Origin of the sequence: Vibrio sp. 10N.222.49.A3, assembly GCF_041475145.1 — a bacterium.
In the GTDB taxonomy this organism is placed as follows: Bacteria; Pseudomonadota; Gammaproteobacteria; order Enterobacterales; family Vibrionaceae; genus Vibrio; species Vibrio tasmaniensis_A.
Window position 1 is genome coordinate 64,107 of the sequence record NZ_JBFRVM010000029.1, and the last position, 17,102, is coordinate 81,208.

15 protein-coding genes are annotated in these 17,102 nt (G+C 43.8%); 4 read left to right on the top strand and 11 right to left on the bottom strand.

Going from position 1 to position 17,102, the window contains the following annotated elements; translation table 11 throughout:
• Nucleotides 1-5: 5 nt before the first annotated feature.
• Together AB4589_RS05605 and AB4589_RS05610 are read right to left on the bottom strand one after the other, a co-directional pair.
• Nucleotides 6-479 carry an NYN domain-containing protein gene (locus AB4589_RS05605; protein ID WP_009845414.1) on the bottom strand — a complete coding sequence of 158 codons (474 nt, stop codon included), beginning with the start codon at nt 477-479 and terminating at the stop codon, nt 6-8.
• Between the two features lie 176 nt (nt 480-655).
• Nucleotides 656-817 carry a hypothetical protein gene (locus AB4589_RS05610; protein WP_372099712.1) on the bottom strand — a complete coding sequence of 54 codons (162 nt, stop codon included), beginning with the start codon at nt 815-817 and terminating at the stop codon, nt 656-658.
• Between AB4589_RS05610 and AB4589_RS05615 the strand changes: the two genes are divergently transcribed.
• The gene (locus AB4589_RS05615) at nt 783-1,271 is read left to right on the top strand and encodes a DUF4174 domain-containing protein (protein WP_242441561.1); all 489 of its coding nucleotides are present in this window, start codon (nt 783-785) and stop codon (nt 1,269-1,271) included. The genes AB4589_RS05610 and AB4589_RS05615 overlap by 35 nt on opposite strands.
• Nucleotides 1,272-1,303: 32 nt before the next feature.
• On the opposite strand, the gene cobA is transcribed toward AB4589_RS05615, so the two are convergent.
• The 4 genes from cobA to nirB form a co-directional block, all read right to left on the bottom strand.
• A complete protein-coding gene (gene cobA, locus AB4589_RS05620; RefSeq protein WP_372044179.1) occupies nt 1,304-2,080 on the bottom strand; it encodes a uroporphyrinogen-III C-methyltransferase in 777 nt (258 codons plus the stop codon).
• Between the two features lie 316 nt (nt 2,081-2,396).
• The gene (locus AB4589_RS05625) at nt 2,397-3,212 is read right to left on the bottom strand and encodes a formate/nitrite transporter family protein (RefSeq protein ID WP_135443504.1); all 816 of its coding nucleotides are present in this window, start codon (nt 3,210-3,212) and stop codon (nt 2,397-2,399) included.
• 175 nt (nt 3,213-3,387) lie between these two features.
• Nucleotides 3,388-3,711: a nitrite reductase small subunit NirD gene (gene nirD / locus AB4589_RS05630; RefSeq protein ID WP_009845418.1), complete on the bottom strand. Its 324-nt coding sequence runs from the start codon at nt 3,709-3,711 to the stop codon at nt 3,388-3,390.
• A gap of 15 nt (nt 3,712-3,726) precedes the next feature.
• A complete protein-coding gene (gene nirB, locus AB4589_RS05635; RefSeq protein WP_371996940.1) occupies nt 3,727-6,285 on the bottom strand; it encodes a nitrite reductase large subunit NirB in 2,559 nt (852 codons plus the stop codon).
• 566 nt (nt 6,286-6,851) lie between these two features.
• Between nirB and AB4589_RS05640 the strand changes: the two genes are divergently transcribed.
• The gene (locus AB4589_RS05640; RefSeq protein WP_102249622.1) at nt 6,852-7,307 is read left to right on the top strand and encodes a plastocyanin/azurin family copper-binding protein; all 456 of its coding nucleotides are present in this window, start codon (nt 6,852-6,854) and stop codon (nt 7,305-7,307) included.
• Nucleotides 7,308-7,480: 173 nt separating this feature from the next.
• Here the strand turns inward: AB4589_RS05640 and AB4589_RS05645 are convergent, their stop codons facing one another.
• From AB4589_RS05645 to AB4589_RS05665, 5 genes are read right to left on the bottom strand one after another with little or no spacing between them, the layout of a single operon-like run.
• A complete protein-coding gene (locus tag AB4589_RS05645) occupies nt 7,481-7,924 on the bottom strand; it encodes a CopD family protein (RefSeq protein WP_004731117.1) in 444 nt (147 codons plus the stop codon).
• Between the two features lie 9 nt (nt 7,925-7,933).
• Complete coding sequence (locus AB4589_RS05650) at nt 7,934-10,660, bottom strand: molybdopterin-dependent oxidoreductase (RefSeq protein WP_372099701.1); 2,727 nt, start codon at nt 10,658-10,660, stop codon at nt 7,934-7,936.
• Nucleotides 10,660-11,244: an arsenate reductase (azurin) small subunit gene (locus AB4589_RS05655; protein ID WP_371996936.1), complete on the bottom strand. Its 585-nt coding sequence runs from the start codon at nt 11,242-11,244 to the stop codon at nt 10,660-10,662. Before AB4589_RS05655 ends, AB4589_RS05650 begins: the two co-directional genes overlap by 1 nt.
• Complete coding sequence (locus AB4589_RS05660) at nt 11,241-12,407, bottom strand: cytochrome-c peroxidase (protein WP_371996934.1); 1,167 nt, start codon at nt 12,405-12,407, stop codon at nt 11,241-11,243. Before AB4589_RS05660 ends, AB4589_RS05655 begins: the two co-directional genes overlap by 4 nt.
• Entirely contained in the window at nt 12,394-13,467 is a 1,074-nt protein-coding gene (locus tag AB4589_RS05665) for a cytochrome-c peroxidase (RefSeq protein ID WP_372099703.1), read from the bottom strand. The genes AB4589_RS05660 and AB4589_RS05665 overlap by 14 nt, the downstream gene beginning before the upstream one ends.
• A 134-nt stretch (nt 13,468-13,601) precedes the next feature.
• Here AB4589_RS05665 and AB4589_RS05670 point away from each other — a divergent pair, with 134 nt between their 5' ends.
• Both AB4589_RS05670 and AB4589_RS05675 read left to right on the top strand, forming a co-directional pair.
• Entirely contained in the window at nt 13,602-15,614 is a 2,013-nt protein-coding gene (locus AB4589_RS05670; protein ID WP_372099705.1) for a hypothetical protein, read from the top strand.
• A 206-nt stretch (nt 15,615-15,820) separates the two neighbouring features.
• Nucleotides 15,821-17,008, top strand: a complete 1,188-nt coding sequence (locus AB4589_RS05675; protein ID WP_372099707.1) for a hypothetical protein — start codon at nt 15,821-15,823, stop codon at nt 17,006-17,008.
• The last annotated feature ends 94 nt before the right edge of the window (nt 17,009-17,102 follow it).

Below are 17,102 nucleotides of genomic sequence, written 5' to 3' on the forward strand. Positions count from 1 at the left end.
TTCCTCTATAGAAGAAAATCTTTTTCAATCGGTACAAATTTTGAGGCAGAATCGATAAGATTTTGAGCTGTTAACCCAGGAACGCCATATACTTCAACAGGCTTTCCAAAACGCTCTTTGATTCGCTCTACCAAGATTTCAAAATCACCGTCTCCTGATACCAAAACAATCGTATCAACCGTCTCCGCAAGCTCTATCGCGTCTAACGCGATACCGACATCCCAATCCCCTTTGGCGCTACCATCACGACGCTGAATAAACGGTTTTAGCTTCACATTAAAACCAACACCACGAAGGATATGGTGGAATTGGCGCTGTTTAGGATCTTGGCTTGAGATTGCGTAAGCATTGGCTTCGACAACGTTACGTCCTTCCGTGGCAACATACCAAAACTGGTTATAGTCGAAGTTAGAACGGTATTTATCACGTGTTGTATAGTAAACGTTCTGAACGTCGACCAAAATTGCTATGTTTTCCATAAATTCATACCTTTAGATTTTCCGTATACCCTATTCTATTCACTTCTAAAATGCGAGTCGCTTTCTTTAATAAAAATGAACTCATTAGCTATGCTTAACGTAGTTGTTATTGGCTTAACGTAGCTATTGCTAGCTTAACGTAGTTGCCATTAACTTAACTCAGAGCTTGTTTGAGTTTATCGAGGAAGGTGGAACATGAAGTACCGACAAATAATCAGATCATGCCTCGGCAGCGACACCATTGACTCAGTATTGAGACGTTGCTGCGCGGCAATAGCTAACGCAGCCATAACTAAGGCAGCGATAACTAAGGCATCGGTAACAAACGTAATTTCCAAAACACTGAACGCTTTAATAACAAGCACGGTTATGTTTATGATTCTGTCAGTCAACTCGTTACACGCCTACCCAGCCTACTCTCATTCCAAAGCTCTGCCACACCGCAGTGTTATTTACTTCGCTCCAACAGATGATTCGATCGTAAAAGAGTTTCTCAATGAAGTCTTGATTAACAATTGTCAATTGGACGAGCGAGATGTAGTTATCATGGTCATCGCCGAAAGCGGCTACACCGTTCCTGCATGGTTAGTTGAAGAGTTTAATTTGGATGCAGTGACTAACAGTTATGGAATACCCAAAGGTTCACACACTGCCGTGTTGATTGGCAAAGACGGGAAAGAGAAACACAGGTGGAGTGGTAAAACCGATTGGAGTTTAATCACCAATATTATTGACGAAATGCCCATGCGCCAACAAGAAATGCAGCGACAGAGTAGCCGCTGCAGTATTTGATTCTTGGTCAGCTAAGCTTGATCATCAATCACTTAAGCTTGCTTGTTAAACCAAGCCAGTTTTTCATGAAGCTGAGCAACACTTCCAACCACAATCAGTGCTGGGCTCTTTGCAACGCCAGCAAGATCAGCTAGGTCACGTAGCCAACCTCTAAACACTTTCTGTTCTTGGCGAGTGCCATTTTCGATAATCGCAACTGGCATGTCTTCTCGCATACCGTTATCGAGTAAATTCTTCTGAATATTCGGACTCTCTTTCAAGCCCATGTAAAACACGATCGTGTGATTGTGTTGAGCAAGAGAACGCCAGTCAATATCTTCGCCATCTTTCTTCAAGTGACCTGTAATAAACTGCACGCTTTGCGCGTGATCACGGTGCGTCAACGGAATGCCCGCATAAGCAGTTGCGCCTGCAGCTGCTGTGATGCCCGGAATCACTTCAAATCTCACGTCATTCTCAGCTAACGTTTCACACTCTTCACCACCACGGCCAAAGATAAACGAGTCACCACCTTTTAAGCGTACTACGTGCTTGTTCTCTTGCGCTTTAGTGACCAACAGTTGGTTGATCTGATCTTGCGGTACACAATGATGATCAAGCTTTTTACCCACATACAGCATTTCTGCTTCTGGGTTAGCCATCGCCAAAATATCTTTTGATACCAAGCGGTCATAAACCAACACGTCTGCTTGTTGAATCACTCGTGCGGCTTTTAGTGTAAGTAGGTCTGGGTCGCCCGGACCTGCACCTACCAATGAAACAAATCCATTGCTTACTTCTTTAACATTCGATGACGATACTTCTGACATTCTGCGCTCCGAAGGTTTACTTGTTTTATCTCAAGCTTCAATCTATGTGATAAGTCACTGTATTCATAATGACTTATCAAAATCCTTACCTCTTAGACTATCAGGTGTTGAAATAAATATTCAGTCTAAATACTAACGAAGATAGAAATAATTATAACAAAACAATCTATTGCGGATGTTTTGCTCAATAGCAAACAACGCATCTATGATAACTAAGGTGTTTTCTGCCCGAGAATACATTGACAGCTTTCAAACTAAAAAAGCCCCAAACACGTTGTTGGGGCTTTCAATCTCATACTAACTTACGTTTACCGTATTACTTCGCGCCTAGAGAAGGAGCTGTTTTAGCATGAGTCAGGTATAGAGGAACACACGTTAACAGTAGGCCACCAACGATGTTACCTAAGATTGTTGGGATAAGGTTGAAGTTCAACCATGTCGCGATACCGAAGTCAGCGCCAAGAATCATACCCAGTGGGAATAGGAACATGTTTACCACTGTGTGCTCAAATACTAGTGCGAAGAAGATGAAGATTGGGAACCACATCATTGCTACACGACCAGACACAGTACGTGCTGTCATGTTACCAATCACGCCTAGACATACCATTAGGTTACAGAAGATACCGCGTACGAAACACGTGATCCATCCGTCCATACCCATGTTTTCAAAACCTAAGCTACGAGCTGTAGAAACCGCAATGAACTTTTGTGCTACTGCGTTTGGATCTAAAGAGAAGTTACCTGTAAGTGAAATTGCCACTAACACTGCAACAATTAAAGAACCGATAAGGTTACCAAGACCAACAATACCCCAACAACGTAGAACACGGCCCCAAGTCACACCTGGACGGTTATCAAATTTCGCTAAAGGAGCAAGGCCAAATACACCGGTTACTAGGTCATAGCCCATTACACTTAGAATGACGAAGCCCACAGGGAACACAAGAGCGCCAACAATACCAATGCCTGTTTGCACGATAGTCGTGATTGCCACTACAACAGCAAGAGAAAGAATGATGCCTGCCATTGTGCTTCGAATCAGTAGATCACGAGTACTTGTTTTCGTTTTCGCTTCACCTACATCGATCATTGTTTGAACGAATTCTGCTGGTTTAAAATCAGTAGACATAAGATTGTCCTTAAAAAGTTAAAATTAAAAGTTGAAATCGGATAGGAAAAGGTTCTAATTGCCGAATTAAGGCAATGTCGATAACTAGAACCCTTGATCTATCAAATCTTGCTAAGTAACTGTGTCGAAGTTTCGAACTAGCTATGGTTTCGCACTAGCTATGGTTTCGAACTAACTATGCTGAAACTTCTACAGCACCTTTAGTAACGCGAGCTTTATACGCTTTTACACTGAAGCTCTCGTCTTCCATGCACACACCTGTTGCTAGGTTAAAGCGTTGCTTCTTAAGTGGGCTTGCCACCCAAAGCTCACCTTTGTGCTCAACCGTTAAACCGCGAGATAAAACGTTTGATTGAAAAAACGGGTCAGTGTTACTAATAGCGAACACTTCTTCGGCTTTAGTTGGGCGGAAAATAGCAACTTGCTCACCACCAACCAACGCACAAACACCGGTACCTGGAATAATGTCTTCGATCTTACAAACTTTGGTAAATGCCATGATGTCGTCTCCCAATTAAACCAGTTCAACGTGAAGGATATCGCCCTTCGCTTCTGGGTGTTTTTCTGTGAATGTTGCTGGGCGGTGTTGTTCTCGGCCATCGTCAACAAACACAACGTTTTCATCACGGTCGTCAGCATTGATGAAGTGTGAGAAGCGCTTAAGTTGAGCTTCGTCGTTGATAGTGTCAGTCCACTCACAAGCAAAGTTACCCACAAGGCCAGCTACGTCCGCTTCAAGTTGGTCATTGATGCCAAGCTTGTTGTCGACAATCACTTCACGTAGGTAGTCAACACCACCCTCTAGGTTGTCCATCCATACCGAAGTACGTTGTAGTGGCGCAGCCGTGCGGATGTAGAACATCATGAAACGGTCGATGTATTTGATCAGCGTTTCTTGGTCTAGGTCGCTTGCAAGTAAGTCTGCGTGACGAGGCTTCATACCACCGTTACCACATACGTACATGTTCCAACCTGCGTCAGTCGCGATAATACCTAAGTCTTTACCTTGAGCTTCAGCACACTCACGAGTACAGCCAGACACACCAAACTTCATCTTATGAGGAGTACGGATGCCTTTGTAACGGTTCTCGATCATCACACCTAGACCAACTGAATCTTGAACGCCGTAACGACACCAAGTTGAACCGACACATGTCTTAGCCATACGTAGCGCCTTCGCGTACGCTTGACCTGTTTCGTAGCCCGCAGCAACTAACTTCTTCCAGATTGCTGGTAAGTCATCTTTTTGAGCACCGAATAGACCGATACGCTGAGCACCTGTGATCTTGGTGTAAAGGTTGTATTCAGCCGCTACATCAGCAAGAACGCTTAGTGCTTGAGGCGTTACTTCACCACCTGCCATACGAGGGATAACAGAGTAAGTACCGTCTTTTTGGATGTTACCTAGGAAGTTATCGTTGGTATCATGCAGTTTCACTAGCTCAGGCTTAAGGATGTGCTCACCCCAGCAAGAAGCAAGAATAGAACCCGCTAGAGGCTTACATACTTCACAGCCGTAGCCTTTACCGTATTTCTCTAGTAACTCATCGAATGTTTTGATTTCTTCGATACGAATCAAGTGGAAAAGCTCTTGGCGAGAGTAAGCAAAGTGCTCACATACGTCGTTCTTCACTTCAACACCGGCTTTAGCAAGTTCAGCGTTCAGTACTGAAGTCACAAGTGGAATACAACCACCACAGCCATTACCAGCACCAGTTACTGCTTTGATATCACCAATGGTGTGGTGACCTTCAGCAACGGCTTGTGCAATCTTGCCTTTAGTTACATCGAAACAAGAACAGATAACAGCAGACTCAGGAAGAGAATCCGCGCCAAGTGTTGGCTTTTCAGCACCCGCGTGAGCAGGAAGAATCAATGCATCTGGATGCTCTGGCAGGTCGATTTCATTCAGCATTAACTGAAGAAGATCACCATAGTCAGACGTATCACCGACCATTACCGCGCCAAGCAGCTTCTTGTTGTCTTCAGAAACGATTAGTCGCTTGTAAATTTCTTGTTCTTCGTTTTGGTAAACGTAGCTCTTACAACCTGGAGTGCGGCCGTTAGCATCACCGATAGAACCTACTTTCACGCCAAGAAGCTTAAGCTTCGCAGACATGTCTGCACCTTCAAATGTGCTTTCGTTACCAACAACGTGGTCAACCGCAACGGTCGCCATTTTGTAACCAGGAGCCACTAGACCGTAGAACGTTTGGTTCCAAGATGCACACTCACCGATAGCGTAGATATCTTTGTCTGTCGTTTGACAGTGATCGTTAATCTCGATACCACCGCGAGGCGCAATACCTAGGCCCATTTGACGAGCAAGTTTGTCTTGTGGGCGAATACCAGCAGAGAATACGATGAAATCAGTTTCTAGCTCTGTACCGTCTGCAAAACGCATTACGTTACGAGCTTCAGTGCCTTCAGGAGCAATTTCAAGCGTGTTCTTACTTGTATGAACGTTTACGCCCATACGTTCGATTTTTTGACGAAGTTGATTACCACCAGCAAGATCAAGCTGCTCTGCCATAAGCTTGGGAGCAAACTCTACAACGTGAGTCGTCACACCTAATGCCTTTAGTGCACCAGCCGCTTCAAGACCAAGTAGACCACCACCAACAACAACACCAGATTTAGAATTCTTTGCCGTCGCTTCGATAGCTTTTAAGTCTTCGATAGTACGGTAAACAAAACAGTCTTTACCTTCGTGGCCTTTAATTGGCGGTACAAACGGGAAAGAACCAGTCGCAAGAACAAGTTTGTCGTATTGAATTTCACGACCCGTGCTTGAGTAAACTGTTTTCTTTTCACGGTTAACGTTGATAGCACGTTCACCGATCAGCATGTTGATGCCGTGTTTCTCGTAGAAGCCTTCTTTTACCAAAGAAAGTTCATCTGCAGTATGGTGTGAAAAGTAAGAAGAAAGGTGCACACGGTCATACGCAACACGTGGTTCTTCACAGAACACCGTGATGTCCATGTTTGCAACATCTGTCTTCTCGACTAAATCTTCGATATAGCGATGACCGACCATCCCGTTACCGATTACGACTAGCTTCATCTTGCTCATAAGAATTCCTGAAGGTTATATATTTCTTAACTGAGCGAATAATGAATTATGAAAGAAAATGAAAATATGATGTAAATCAATTACGAAAACAAACTACCCTAAAGGGGTAGAGCAAAAGAGGTAGATGTGCTTAATTAACAAGCAAAGCAAACGAATAACCACAGTTTACATAGGGTTTAGCGGGGTTTTATATACACTTCAGTGCATTAAGCGGAATGTTGTAAAGTTTCACAATAGGTTACCAATAACGTAAGTAAATGACAATCATTTTCATTTAGCTTCTTTTAAATATATATAGAAGCCTATAAATACATGTAGAACACCGTTTGCGTGAAAAACTATGTGTAATTGTGAAAACCACTCCTACCTATTCGGAATGTAAACAAAGCTGTTCGCCCTTTAATGTCGTGATGAATTCAGTTTATAGCTTGGGTCATCGGTTTGTTTGCTTGATCTAACACAAGAACCCTTTTGATTCACATGTGTGATGTAAAAATCAACTTCCAACCAAACCCTGAATAAATTAGCATTGTTGAAAATAATTCTTATTTAATAGAGTGAATACGATGCGCCTAATTTTACTAATCCTATCTATTATTGCAGCCCCTGCGTTTGCTGAAACAAAGGTCATCAAACAAGTGATGGACATGAATTCTGAAAACATCGATAAGATGTATCAATTCATTCCTGATTACGTAGAGATCGAACCTGGTGACAAGGTGCTTTTTAAAGGAACCGTTGGCTCTCATACTGCTCATAGCATTCAAGGGATGCTTCCTGACGGAGCTAAACCTCTTATGATATCTGGGTCAAATGCTCAGGAAGTCACTTTTGATAAGCCCGGAGTTTATGGCATAAAATGTAAAGTACATCACCGACACGGAATGGTGGCACTTGTGGTTGTTGGTGATCCAAGTGTTAACTTAGAAGAAGCTCGCACCGCGGCAAAAAAACGTGTGAGTCGCAGAGCTCAGAAAAAGATGCAAGGCTTGCTCGATCAAGCAGAGCAAAAGGTTCAATAACCTTTGTCCCTTCCTTGAAGCATCAGCTCTCTGTTGATGTGTGATAGGAATGCCAGCCTGAAGACAGGCTAAGGGGTCAGTAACAAGAAGAAACACCGCCGAATTGGCGCTGTTTCTTCTAACTTATCTAACTTAGACATTGTCAAATATTCCGCACTAAACGTAAAAGCAGATCAAACTAGCCAACCCGTTCTAAATGAAACTCCGACAACCACAAACAAAATTGAAATAATGGTCACTGGCACAATATGCAGCGCCATATCAACCAAGTTGTCCTTCGATAGTTTTGGAATCACACGAAAGCGTGCGTCTAGGGCTAGCAATACCGTCAGAGACAGCAACGTCAATTTAGCGGCAATGCCATGAGCCAGTGGAATCGACATATCAAACCATAAGCTAACGTCCGGCAACATGTGATAAGCGAGCATCAACCCAGTCACCACTTGAACTACCAAAGCAGGCATTCCCACCTTTTCGTACCCTTGCTCAAATTCCAATAACATTTCTGGAGAACGGTGTTTCAAGACTTTAGGAAGGATAACGACGCTGAGAATAATGTGCCCTCCCGTCCAAATGGTGGCAGCCAATACATGCAAAACCAATAATACGCCAAACATAAACTTCCCTTACACAATGTTACGTGGTGCAAAGGAGAACCCTTCAAACTCACGCTTATATTTTGATTCACCAATTTTCTTTATTTTGGCGACGCCCATTTTGTAGTTGTAGTTACCACTGATTTGGTCAACTACCCTTGTTGTTAAAGCATTCGCTGGGTTCTTCATGTCCATCATATTGCAATACAACACACCTTTTTTCGTGGCTGAGGTGACAATCGCAACGGCTTTAATCTCCGCGTAATCCAGTTGAATGTGACCATTTTTCATTAGGTTACTAAACTGAAAATCATCTGACTCGATACCCAGAATCGTATCTTTAAAATTGGCCACCCGCTCCGAGTACACAAGCACTTCATCTCCGGCTTCTATGCCCCGTTTGTCCGCATCTTCTGGGTGAACTTCAATCCAGTTTTCAGGCCAGCGATGAGTGATGTAAGGCCTGCGCTCGGTATCATCAAACCCTGACTGCCAAATTTCGTTGATACGACCATTCGAGAACCACAACTCGTCCTTTTGGGGAGTAAGCCAAGCATGGAAATCACTAAACAGATCCCAAGGATGTTTTTGAAGATTGACCTTCCCCGTCTGACTATTAAATTGAGTGAGCTGTTTACGCATAATATTGGCGCCTTGAGGCCCATCCTGTAGCCCTTTGTCGACCAAATCATCCCAACTCATTTCAGTGTCATGCAAGCGCTTAGTGCCAATCAGCTTTTTGGTATCATAGTTATAAAAAACAGGCCCTTGAATCCCTTCAGTACCAAATTCAGCGAGCTTTTGATGAAGAGTTTTCCCTTCAGCATGTGCTGCAACTTTAATCATATTAAAATCTTTACGGCTACCACGGCTAAATCGTGATGACTCTTCAGCAACGTCATTTGAGTTTTGCCAATCAAACCCATCGTACCCCATTCGCGAAGCCATTTGAGCAACAATCCACCAGTCTGGCTTAGCCTGACCCGGCGCATCAGCGAACTTTTGGTAAAGGCGTAGACGACGCTCACCATTAGCGCGCATGAAATCCTCTTCCCCCCAAGTCGCGGCCGGAAAGATGATATCAGCGAATTGTTTACCAATAGGATCACGTAAATAAATATCTTGATTGATGACGACCATTCCACCGGAATCTGCACGCTTTTTGAGTGTATCTATAATGTGCTGTTTATCACGTCGCATCGCTTGGTGAGGATTACGTGCTGTTAAGTCGGTGAATTTCTCTTTCAACCCATAACTACCACACATAGCTTGAATCCATGTTGTACCAATGACATGGGCCATACGGGTATGCCCGGAATAGAGATATCTATCGGTGTCTATTGAGCGTCTGCGTCTGCCTGCCACTTTTTCAGGTGACTTATTCCTTGGTAGTTTCCCACCCGCTAGCCCACCGCGTTGATGCCCACCAAATCGACCAATCACACGCCCTTCTCGGCCACCAGTACCGATGATCGTTGCAAGGGAGGCAATGGCGTTGGTATTTCCGGTATTATTCGACCAATAAAAGCCCTTCTCTATACCAATTGAGGCTTTAACTCTTTGACCATTCACTGGCATTGCCAACATCTCAGCAGCTTTATGAATCTTCTCCACATCGATACCCGCTATCGATGCGGCATACTCAGGTACGTACTCTTTCTGCTCCAAATTCCATTGCTTATAATCATCAAAGCCATCGGTTTGGAACTTGCCCCAAGTGGTTCTCCATTGCCATGGCGTATTACGCGTACCTTGGCCAAAGCCAGAGCTCGATTCCCACTTATTATTGACCCAGTTTTCAATCCACTCATTGTCTTGCCAGCCTTGCTCTAAGATCACTCGAGCAATTGCACCAATCACAAGATTATCGCTACCGGGATTAATATCGAGGTGCAATCCACCTTGAGCTTTAAGCCACGCTATTCCAGCCGTTTCACGAGGATTCAAAATCACCGTTTTCATTCCGCGATGTACCGCTGGCATAATGAATTGGGTAAAGATGATGGTTTTTGTCTCATATGGGTCCGTCCCGCAGATCATTAAGGTGTCTGCCGCGCCCCAATCATCATAACTCGGAGCGAAATTATCAAAACCCGCATCTCGAAACCCTGGGGTTGCGGTAACATCTGACGGCGTATCATGAAACGAAAAATTCGCGGTATTCACATGACGTAAAGCGTACTTTGTTATCGCATAGGTGTTTTCAATATACTGATAGGAATAGGTTTTTACGCAGTAACTGTTCGAACCGTGCGTATCAATCACATGACGGCCAACTTGGGCCGCTATATCCAACGCAAAATCCCATTCTACCGGTTGTAACTGACCGTTAATTCGAACAAGTGGTTGCTTCAATCGATCTTTGGTTGGTGTTTCTGGGTTATAAAGCTTTCTTGCGAGCAGTCCACCACGAACCGAAGAGTCACCGCCTTTATTGACGACCTGTATGTCTTTGTCTGCCACTACAACCACATGGTGTGGTTTGCCATTATGCGAAACAATATTATGTTGCTGTGGCGAAACCCAAGCTTGCAGAGCATGAACCGGGAAATCGACACCAAATGCATTTTCACTTGCAGCAGGCCCACCGGAAGGGCTACTCACAGGCCAACGGTAAACCTTATAACCGCACGCCACGATACAATAATCACAGGCTGTTGTGATAACTTCAGCATGAACAGGAGGCAGTAAAGTATTTGTCGGTTGAAGGTACTGACGGTTTAAAGGAGATTGATTGCTTGAAGAAGATTCACTCATTAAACTACCTCCACATCGATCAGGTTTTCCATGCGACCAAAGATCAACCCCATAACGCCAACTGCATAGATGTCGTCACCTTCGAGCGCGAGCAGTACTTGAGGTAAGCTCTCAAAGGCTTGACCAGAAACCATAATGCCATGACGTCGTAAATCAAATGTAGACAGGTGGAATGGACACTGCCCGACAATGCGATGCTCTCCTGTTGCTTTATAAGCACCGGTTAAAGGCCCACCTTGATGAGTACACGTCATCGAGTACGCCACAATATCTCGCTGTAACCCTATCCCACCGCCACATTCGATGTCGGATTTAACCAGCATCGCAATCGAGTTTTTTCCTTCATCTGGATATTGAAAGTGAACTGGGATGTGGTTACTGAGTTGACTTAACTTTGCGATTTTCTTACGCGGGTAACCGACAATACGACCTTCTACCTGAGTTTCAGAATCAGTCCCTGCAAATAAGGTCAGAGGAACCATAGAGACGGCAGTGGCTGCGCCGGAATAGAGTAAAAAATCACGTCGTGACATCATGCATTTGTTGTGTCGTTTACTCGAATTTTGCTCTGAGTTGGCGATCATTTCTCTGCTCCAGCAAGTTCTTCTTTAGTAAATAGCGGTTGGTATTCTGGAATGGTTGGCTCTTCAATAAAAATCTGTTCACCTGAAAATGCTTCGATAAAACTCAGTAAGTTTTTTTTATCTTGCTCCGTTAAACCGAGAGGTTGGATCAAAGCAGATTTGGTCTGAGGATACCCTGTAGTACGCCCGTCATCCGCTACACCACCTCGATCGTAAAAATCAATTACCGCTTCTAAAGTTGGAATAGTGCCATTGTGCATGTATGGCGCTGTGTATTTTGTATAACGTAGGCTTGGCGTGCGAAACTTACCTAACATCTCCTTACGTTTTGCACGAAAGTAAGCACCGGGATCGGCCTTTGTAGTGCGGTACATCTCTTCGGTGACACCTTTAGAATAAAGCTCAAATCGAAACGTTATCTGTGCCAGTCCATCATCATTCCACCAAGGGCTTGGCGGCACGCCAATGTTGTAGAATTTCTGGTCAGATGCCAAAGCCCCGTTGTGACAAGCAATGCAATTCGCTTTGCCCTCAAACAGTGCTTTTCCCTTCAATTGGGACTCAGACAACGCGGTTTTGTCACCGAGTAAATAGTTGTCTATTGGTGTATCACGTTGAATCATAGTGCGTTGAAACGCAGCGATGGCGCGCCAAGCATTATTTATCTTCGGTGTATCATCACCAAACACTCGCTTAAAACGTTCAACATACTCAGGTACTAAGGCTAAACGCGCTTCCATGATGTCATCTTCACCATTACCCGCGACCGCGCCCTTCGCAGCATCTTTGGCTTGCGCTTCCAATGACATAGCGCTGCCCGCCCAGAAAAATTTGTCATAATAAGCCGCATTAATAATCGTTTGGCTATTACGCCAATGTACCGTACCCGGATATCCCATGGATAAATCATCAGGAAAACCCCAGCCCTGAGATTGAATATGGCAACCAGCACATGGGCTAGTCGTATCGCCACTTAGCCGACCGTCATAAAATAAGATCTTTCCCAACTCAATTTTTTCTGGTGTTTGTTTATTATCCGCAGGCACAGGCACCTCCCCTAGAGGCTCAAGCTGTACCTTTGCATTAACAACATTGGGAAGCCCCGTCATCCCAATAAGAATAAAGAGTGCTGCCTTTAATACAGAGCGCTTAGTTACGAGCATTTGACCAATCCTCCGTGTATTCGTAACCGAAGTCATAGTCTAACCATTCGTATTCTTCGCCTATAAGGGCGTCTCCAGATAACGATTCCAAAAAAGCCACCAGCGCCTTTTTTTCATAGTCCGTTAGGGAAAGCGTGGTGACTCGAGAGTCTTTGTTTGAGTCTTCGCCACCACCTTGATTATAAAATTCAACCACATCTTCAAGCGTGGCAAGCATGCCATTGTGCATATACGGCGCAGTTTGAGTGAGCTCTCGCAGCGTTGGCGTTATGAACTTACCGCGATCGCTACCATCCGCTTTATGAGTTTGAACATGCGCACCAACATCGCGCTTTAACGTTAAGTAATCTTGCACACCCATAAACATGTTGTAGGCAAGAAAAGATTGATGTCGCATGGGGTCTAAAAATATCTCATGATTTTCTGGCACTCCGGTATTGTGTGCCTTTCCGTCTGAAAACAGCGCGCCACTATGGCATTGGCTGCACCCCGCTTTGCCTGTGAACAGTTTTTCTCCCTGGCTCGCTAAGTCGCTAAGCTCACCCTTGTCAAAAGGGACGTTTTTCGAAGTCAATGTTTTTAGGTATTCAGGCAGAGCTTTGCGTACTCCGCCATTTGACGGTTCTCCAAGATTGGCCGCTTTAAACATCTCGACGTATATTGGGTCTTGTTTGAGGCGTTCCTGCATCAAACGCATGTCCATATTCATCAGCCAGTCTTCAGTGATATTTTCCCGCACCACATCGTTTAGGTTGGTGCCAATACGACCATCGTGAAACCACACCTCTTTATAGGCTGTATTAATAAGTGTTGGAGCATTGCGAAATCCATCACTCCCCGTATAGGCCGGGCTCAACGGTTCAGGGTAAGAAAAACCATTAGACGGAATGTGGCAACTGGAGCACGATATCGAGTCGTCCCCAGACAAGCGCGTATCAAAAAACAGTCGTTTACCGAGTTCTGCCTTCGCCGTATTTATACTTATAGGGGGCAGAGCGGCGTATAGAGTTGCAGAGAAAAGGGCACACACTCCTACCAAGCTTTTTAGTGCGATGCTCATCGACATTCCTTCGGGGTTACTATCATCTGCCTCTATTATTAACACATGAAACATTAAAGATATGATTAGGATCATACAATTAGAAATGATAAGAGTTATTATTCAAACTTGTTAATTCAGTGGTGCTTAAATAAATGTCTCTAGATAAATTACTTCATAAAGTTAAACACATCTACTTGACTGGAAACCTATCCGAACAGGTATTGGCAGCACAAATATTAAGCCGTTTTCAAAACACTAAATATCTGATTATAGAAAGGTTAGCGTCCCAGAATCCTGACCTTGTTATTACTAGTCTTGAATGCCTCGCTTTAGATAATGCAGCGCCTATTGAGCCCATCCTCAACTGCTATCAATACTGGGACGACAGCGAAATTAAATTGGCATCGTTAATGGCTATTGAGAACAACCAACACTCTCTACTCGCTGTTCCTGTATTATTAGAAGCAGTATGCGACGAAAATGACTACTGGGATGGAGGTTGGAATGACGGAGATGACATCAGCTTGATAGCTGCGCGGATTTTAGACAATCACAAACACGAATTAGATCATGAACAGTCTCTGCGTATACTACACCGACTTCAGAATGACCCCGAGCCAGACCTAAAAGGCAAACTCATTGCTTTACTTTCGCGCCACTCCCCGACTCTGCTAAATGAAAACAACGTACTCAAAAGCACCGCTGATACTCGGATGTTTTTGAGAAACACTCAAGACAAAGTCGTATTATACAAAGCCACACAACACCCTGATATTAGCTGCCAAAAAGTGGCATTTCAGCGTCTATCTGAAATGGATTGTCGTGAATATCTGCAGGTATTTTTAAACGGCCTGTCTCATTCAGATCCATCAATAAGAAAGAGTTCCGTACATCAATTAGCGAAATGGAATTACCTAGTAGAAATAAAGCACCTTAATTTTGAATTGCTCCTATCTGGTATGCCGCTCAACTCACTCACAGGGCTACTGAGTAACAAAGATAAACTGCATGTCATTGACCAACTTCAAAATAAACCGAATCTAGCCAATGCAACCGCAGCGGTTATTTTACTGATTTCAAATTTGGAAACTCAGCATAAACAGTTGCAACTAGCCCGTTTTATACCCCATTTCTATCATGTGTTTTCAAAGTTGGAAGAGTCAGAACAACTCGACAGCCTAAACAGCCTATTAACTCAAACTTCCGAACAATTTAGCGTTGCCTTTATTCGGCAACAACTTCAGCAGGAAGATTGCAGTAACTCAGTCAAGCGACTGTTGATTGAACACCTTTCGAAAAACCCAAAAACTAGCCATCAGAGCTATTTCAAAGAACTCACTTTAGGGACATCAGGTATCATAGTTGTGGATTCTTCAGTAAAAAGTAGAGCACCTACGAACACTGCCCCTATAAATGAAATGATTAGCGCGGAAATCATTGACGCTAATGCTCAACCAGCACTTATTACATCAACACTTGATGCATTAAAACAAGCTCACTCACCTGCTATCTCTAGCGTCGCATCTACTTCTACCTCAGTAAAGAAGCGCTCGAAAAGATCAGCAAAAATAGAGCGCCTGGAAAATCAAGCAATCGCTCTAGAGTTTTGCTCAAACAAAACATGGCTGCGCAGCCTTTGCTCTGACGACAAAATAAGTCATCTAACCAAAGCGGCATTTCACGCCTTGATTCATGCCTTATGTAGACACAATATAAGCTTTTCCGATGTACAATCATCACGCTTTAATCAGCTCACGTTAAAACTCTTGCTAGATGAGCAACCCGAAAATATCGGAGACATCCTCGACTGGCTTGGCGATGATTGGATACAACAGAACCGTTTGTCACTGATGTCATCACCCTGCTTATCTTTAAGAGTCGGCTTAATAAAACACATCAATGACGAGCAACAATTATTAGAATTGATCAAACATTCGTATATCGGCATTCAGCACGCAGCGCTCAATCAACTTGCGCTTAATGGTGTTTGTCCCCAGAAGAAACTGATCGGGTTGCTTTTGGAAGAGTCGTTACTTTATCCACAGTTGGCAAACTTTGAAGCACATACGGTTTATGAAATACTTGAAAGTGAATTCGATCGCCGATCCTCAACGACTCTTCAAGCCACTCTCACGTATCTTGAAACGACAAGTAATCACCCCTAACAAAGAACTCAAATCTGGTAGCAAAATCAAGCCCATTGATTTAAGGCTTTCATTTTTACTTCACTCGCAGCCGGTAAAGTTAGTAGCAACGAATTAAGCCTCGATTTGTAAGGTATTGTATGGGTTTGTCTAACAGCAACTTCTGTCACTAAACAACGCACTGCAGTTCCTTATATTGATACTTCGTATGAATAATAAGGTGTGTCATGAAAACTCTATCTTTAGCTACCTTAGCGACAGCTATCTTTCTCATTGGATGCGGTTCAAATCAAAGTAAATCGCTATTCAATCAGGCAAACGCAGCACCGTCAGTTGTACATGGGGTCACGATTGAAGCAGTTCCCTCTCAATTCGCTGAATACTCTCAAGCAGGCTACAACCGATATGTGGCGGTCAATGCCCCGAATGGAAAGTCTATCCATATTTTGATTATGGATAGACTGAGCAATTATCAAATAGTCAAAGCCGTCAATGTTCTCAACCACTATCTAACCCCTGTTGATGGCACTAAGTATGGGAGCACTGACTCAAAACGCGAGATTGCAAACGCGATGGCCAACAATGGCGCAATACTAAAGCTAATGAATTATTACGATGAGTCACGATACAACGATGACTTGCCCGGGCAGCCCTTGTTCGAAGAAGAGATTCAGGTTGAAGGCGGTGAATGGTATGTCCAACAAGATTATGAAGAACATCGTGACGCCTCTTATGAGGAAATACTGCATTTAGTCCATGACTATGGCATCGGGGTTTTTAACGCGCCTGAAGATGCAGTAACCGCATTACCTGAATTTCAAAAAGAATTTAATGCGATACAGAGACAAGCATTACACCATGCTTACACACCACCCCGTGATATTTTAGAAGAGTGGCAAGAAGAAGTCAGCGTTGATCAAGAGTACTTTGCCGCTGTAATTGATAGCTACTACGGGCTTTGGGGAGCATACAACGGCAAAGGTATGTGGGGGTTATACCAAGTTAAAACCCGCGACGATTTCTCAAAAGAAGACCCCGATGCACAAGCGATAGTAGAACAGATTTTCTCTCCAACATTAACTTACGATGCATACCTTGCCGATACATTCACCGGAACATTTAAAATGAGGTATGACCCAGCGACGTCCTATACTAATCACTCTCAATATCTGACTAAACTAACGCTATCAGGTAACAATGATGCGAATATTGAGATCAACGAACATGACAACCGCGTAACCGGAAACGCGGGGGTGAATACAGTGATCGCCCATGGCCCTAAAAGTGAATACCAAATTCATGATCTGGGGAATGGTAAATTTCAGCTTAATGATACCGTTGTTTCGCGTGACGGCTTGAACGTGCTATCCAGTATCGAAAAAGTACAGTTCACTGATCAGCTTTGGACCTTTTAACTAGCAACACTCAAAAGCCAAATCACTTTCCTGCAGACGTAAAAAAGCCCGACCATTTCTGATCGGGCTTTCTAAATAATGGAGGCGCCTCCCG

What these genes read in the sequence shown, in the direction of transcription:
- AB4589_RS05605 (WP_009845414.1), bottom strand. Translation starts at nt 479, where the DNA reads ATGGAAAACATAGCAATTTTGGTCGACGTTCAGAACGTTTACTATACA.
- cobA (WP_372044179.1), bottom strand. Translation starts at nt 2,080, where the DNA reads ATGTCAGAAGTATCGTCATCGAATGTTAAAGAAGTAAGCAATGGATTT.
- AB4589_RS05625 (WP_135443504.1), bottom strand. Translation starts at nt 3,212, where the DNA reads ATGTCTACTGATTTTAAACCAGCAGAATTCGTTCAAACAATGATCGAT.
- nirD (WP_009845418.1), bottom strand. Translation starts at nt 3,711, where the DNA reads ATGGCATTTACCAAAGTTTGTAAGATCGAAGACATTATTCCAGGTACC.
- nirB (WP_371996940.1), bottom strand. Translation starts at nt 6,285, where the DNA reads ATGAGCAAGATGAAGCTAGTCGTAATCGGTAACGGGATGGTCGGTCAT.
- AB4589_RS05640 (WP_102249622.1), top strand. Translation starts at nt 6,852, where the DNA reads ATGCGCCTAATTTTACTAATCCTATCTATTATTGCAGCCCCTGCGTTT.
- AB4589_RS05645 (WP_004731117.1), bottom strand. Translation starts at nt 7,924, where the DNA reads ATGTTTGGCGTATTATTGGTTTTGCATGTATTGGCTGCCACCATTTGG.
- AB4589_RS05650 (WP_372099701.1), bottom strand. Translation starts at nt 10,660, where the DNA reads ATGAGTGAATCTTCTTCAAGCAATCAATCTCCTTTAAACCGTCAGTAC.
- AB4589_RS05655 (WP_371996936.1), bottom strand. Translation starts at nt 11,244, where the DNA reads ATGATCGCCAACTCAGAGCAAAATTCGAGTAAACGACACAACAAATGC.
- AB4589_RS05660 (WP_371996934.1), bottom strand. Translation starts at nt 12,407, where the DNA reads ATGCTCGTAACTAAGCGCTCTGTATTAAAGGCAGCACTCTTTATTCTT.
- AB4589_RS05665 (WP_372099703.1), bottom strand. Translation starts at nt 13,467, where the DNA reads ATGAGCATCGCACTAAAAAGCTTGGTAGGAGTGTGTGCCCTTTTCTCT.
- AB4589_RS05670 (WP_372099705.1), top strand. Translation starts at nt 13,602, where the DNA reads ATGTCTCTAGATAAATTACTTCATAAAGTTAAACACATCTACTTGACT.
- AB4589_RS05675 (WP_372099707.1), top strand. Translation starts at nt 15,821, where the DNA reads ATGAAAACTCTATCTTTAGCTACCTTAGCGACAGCTATCTTTCTCATT.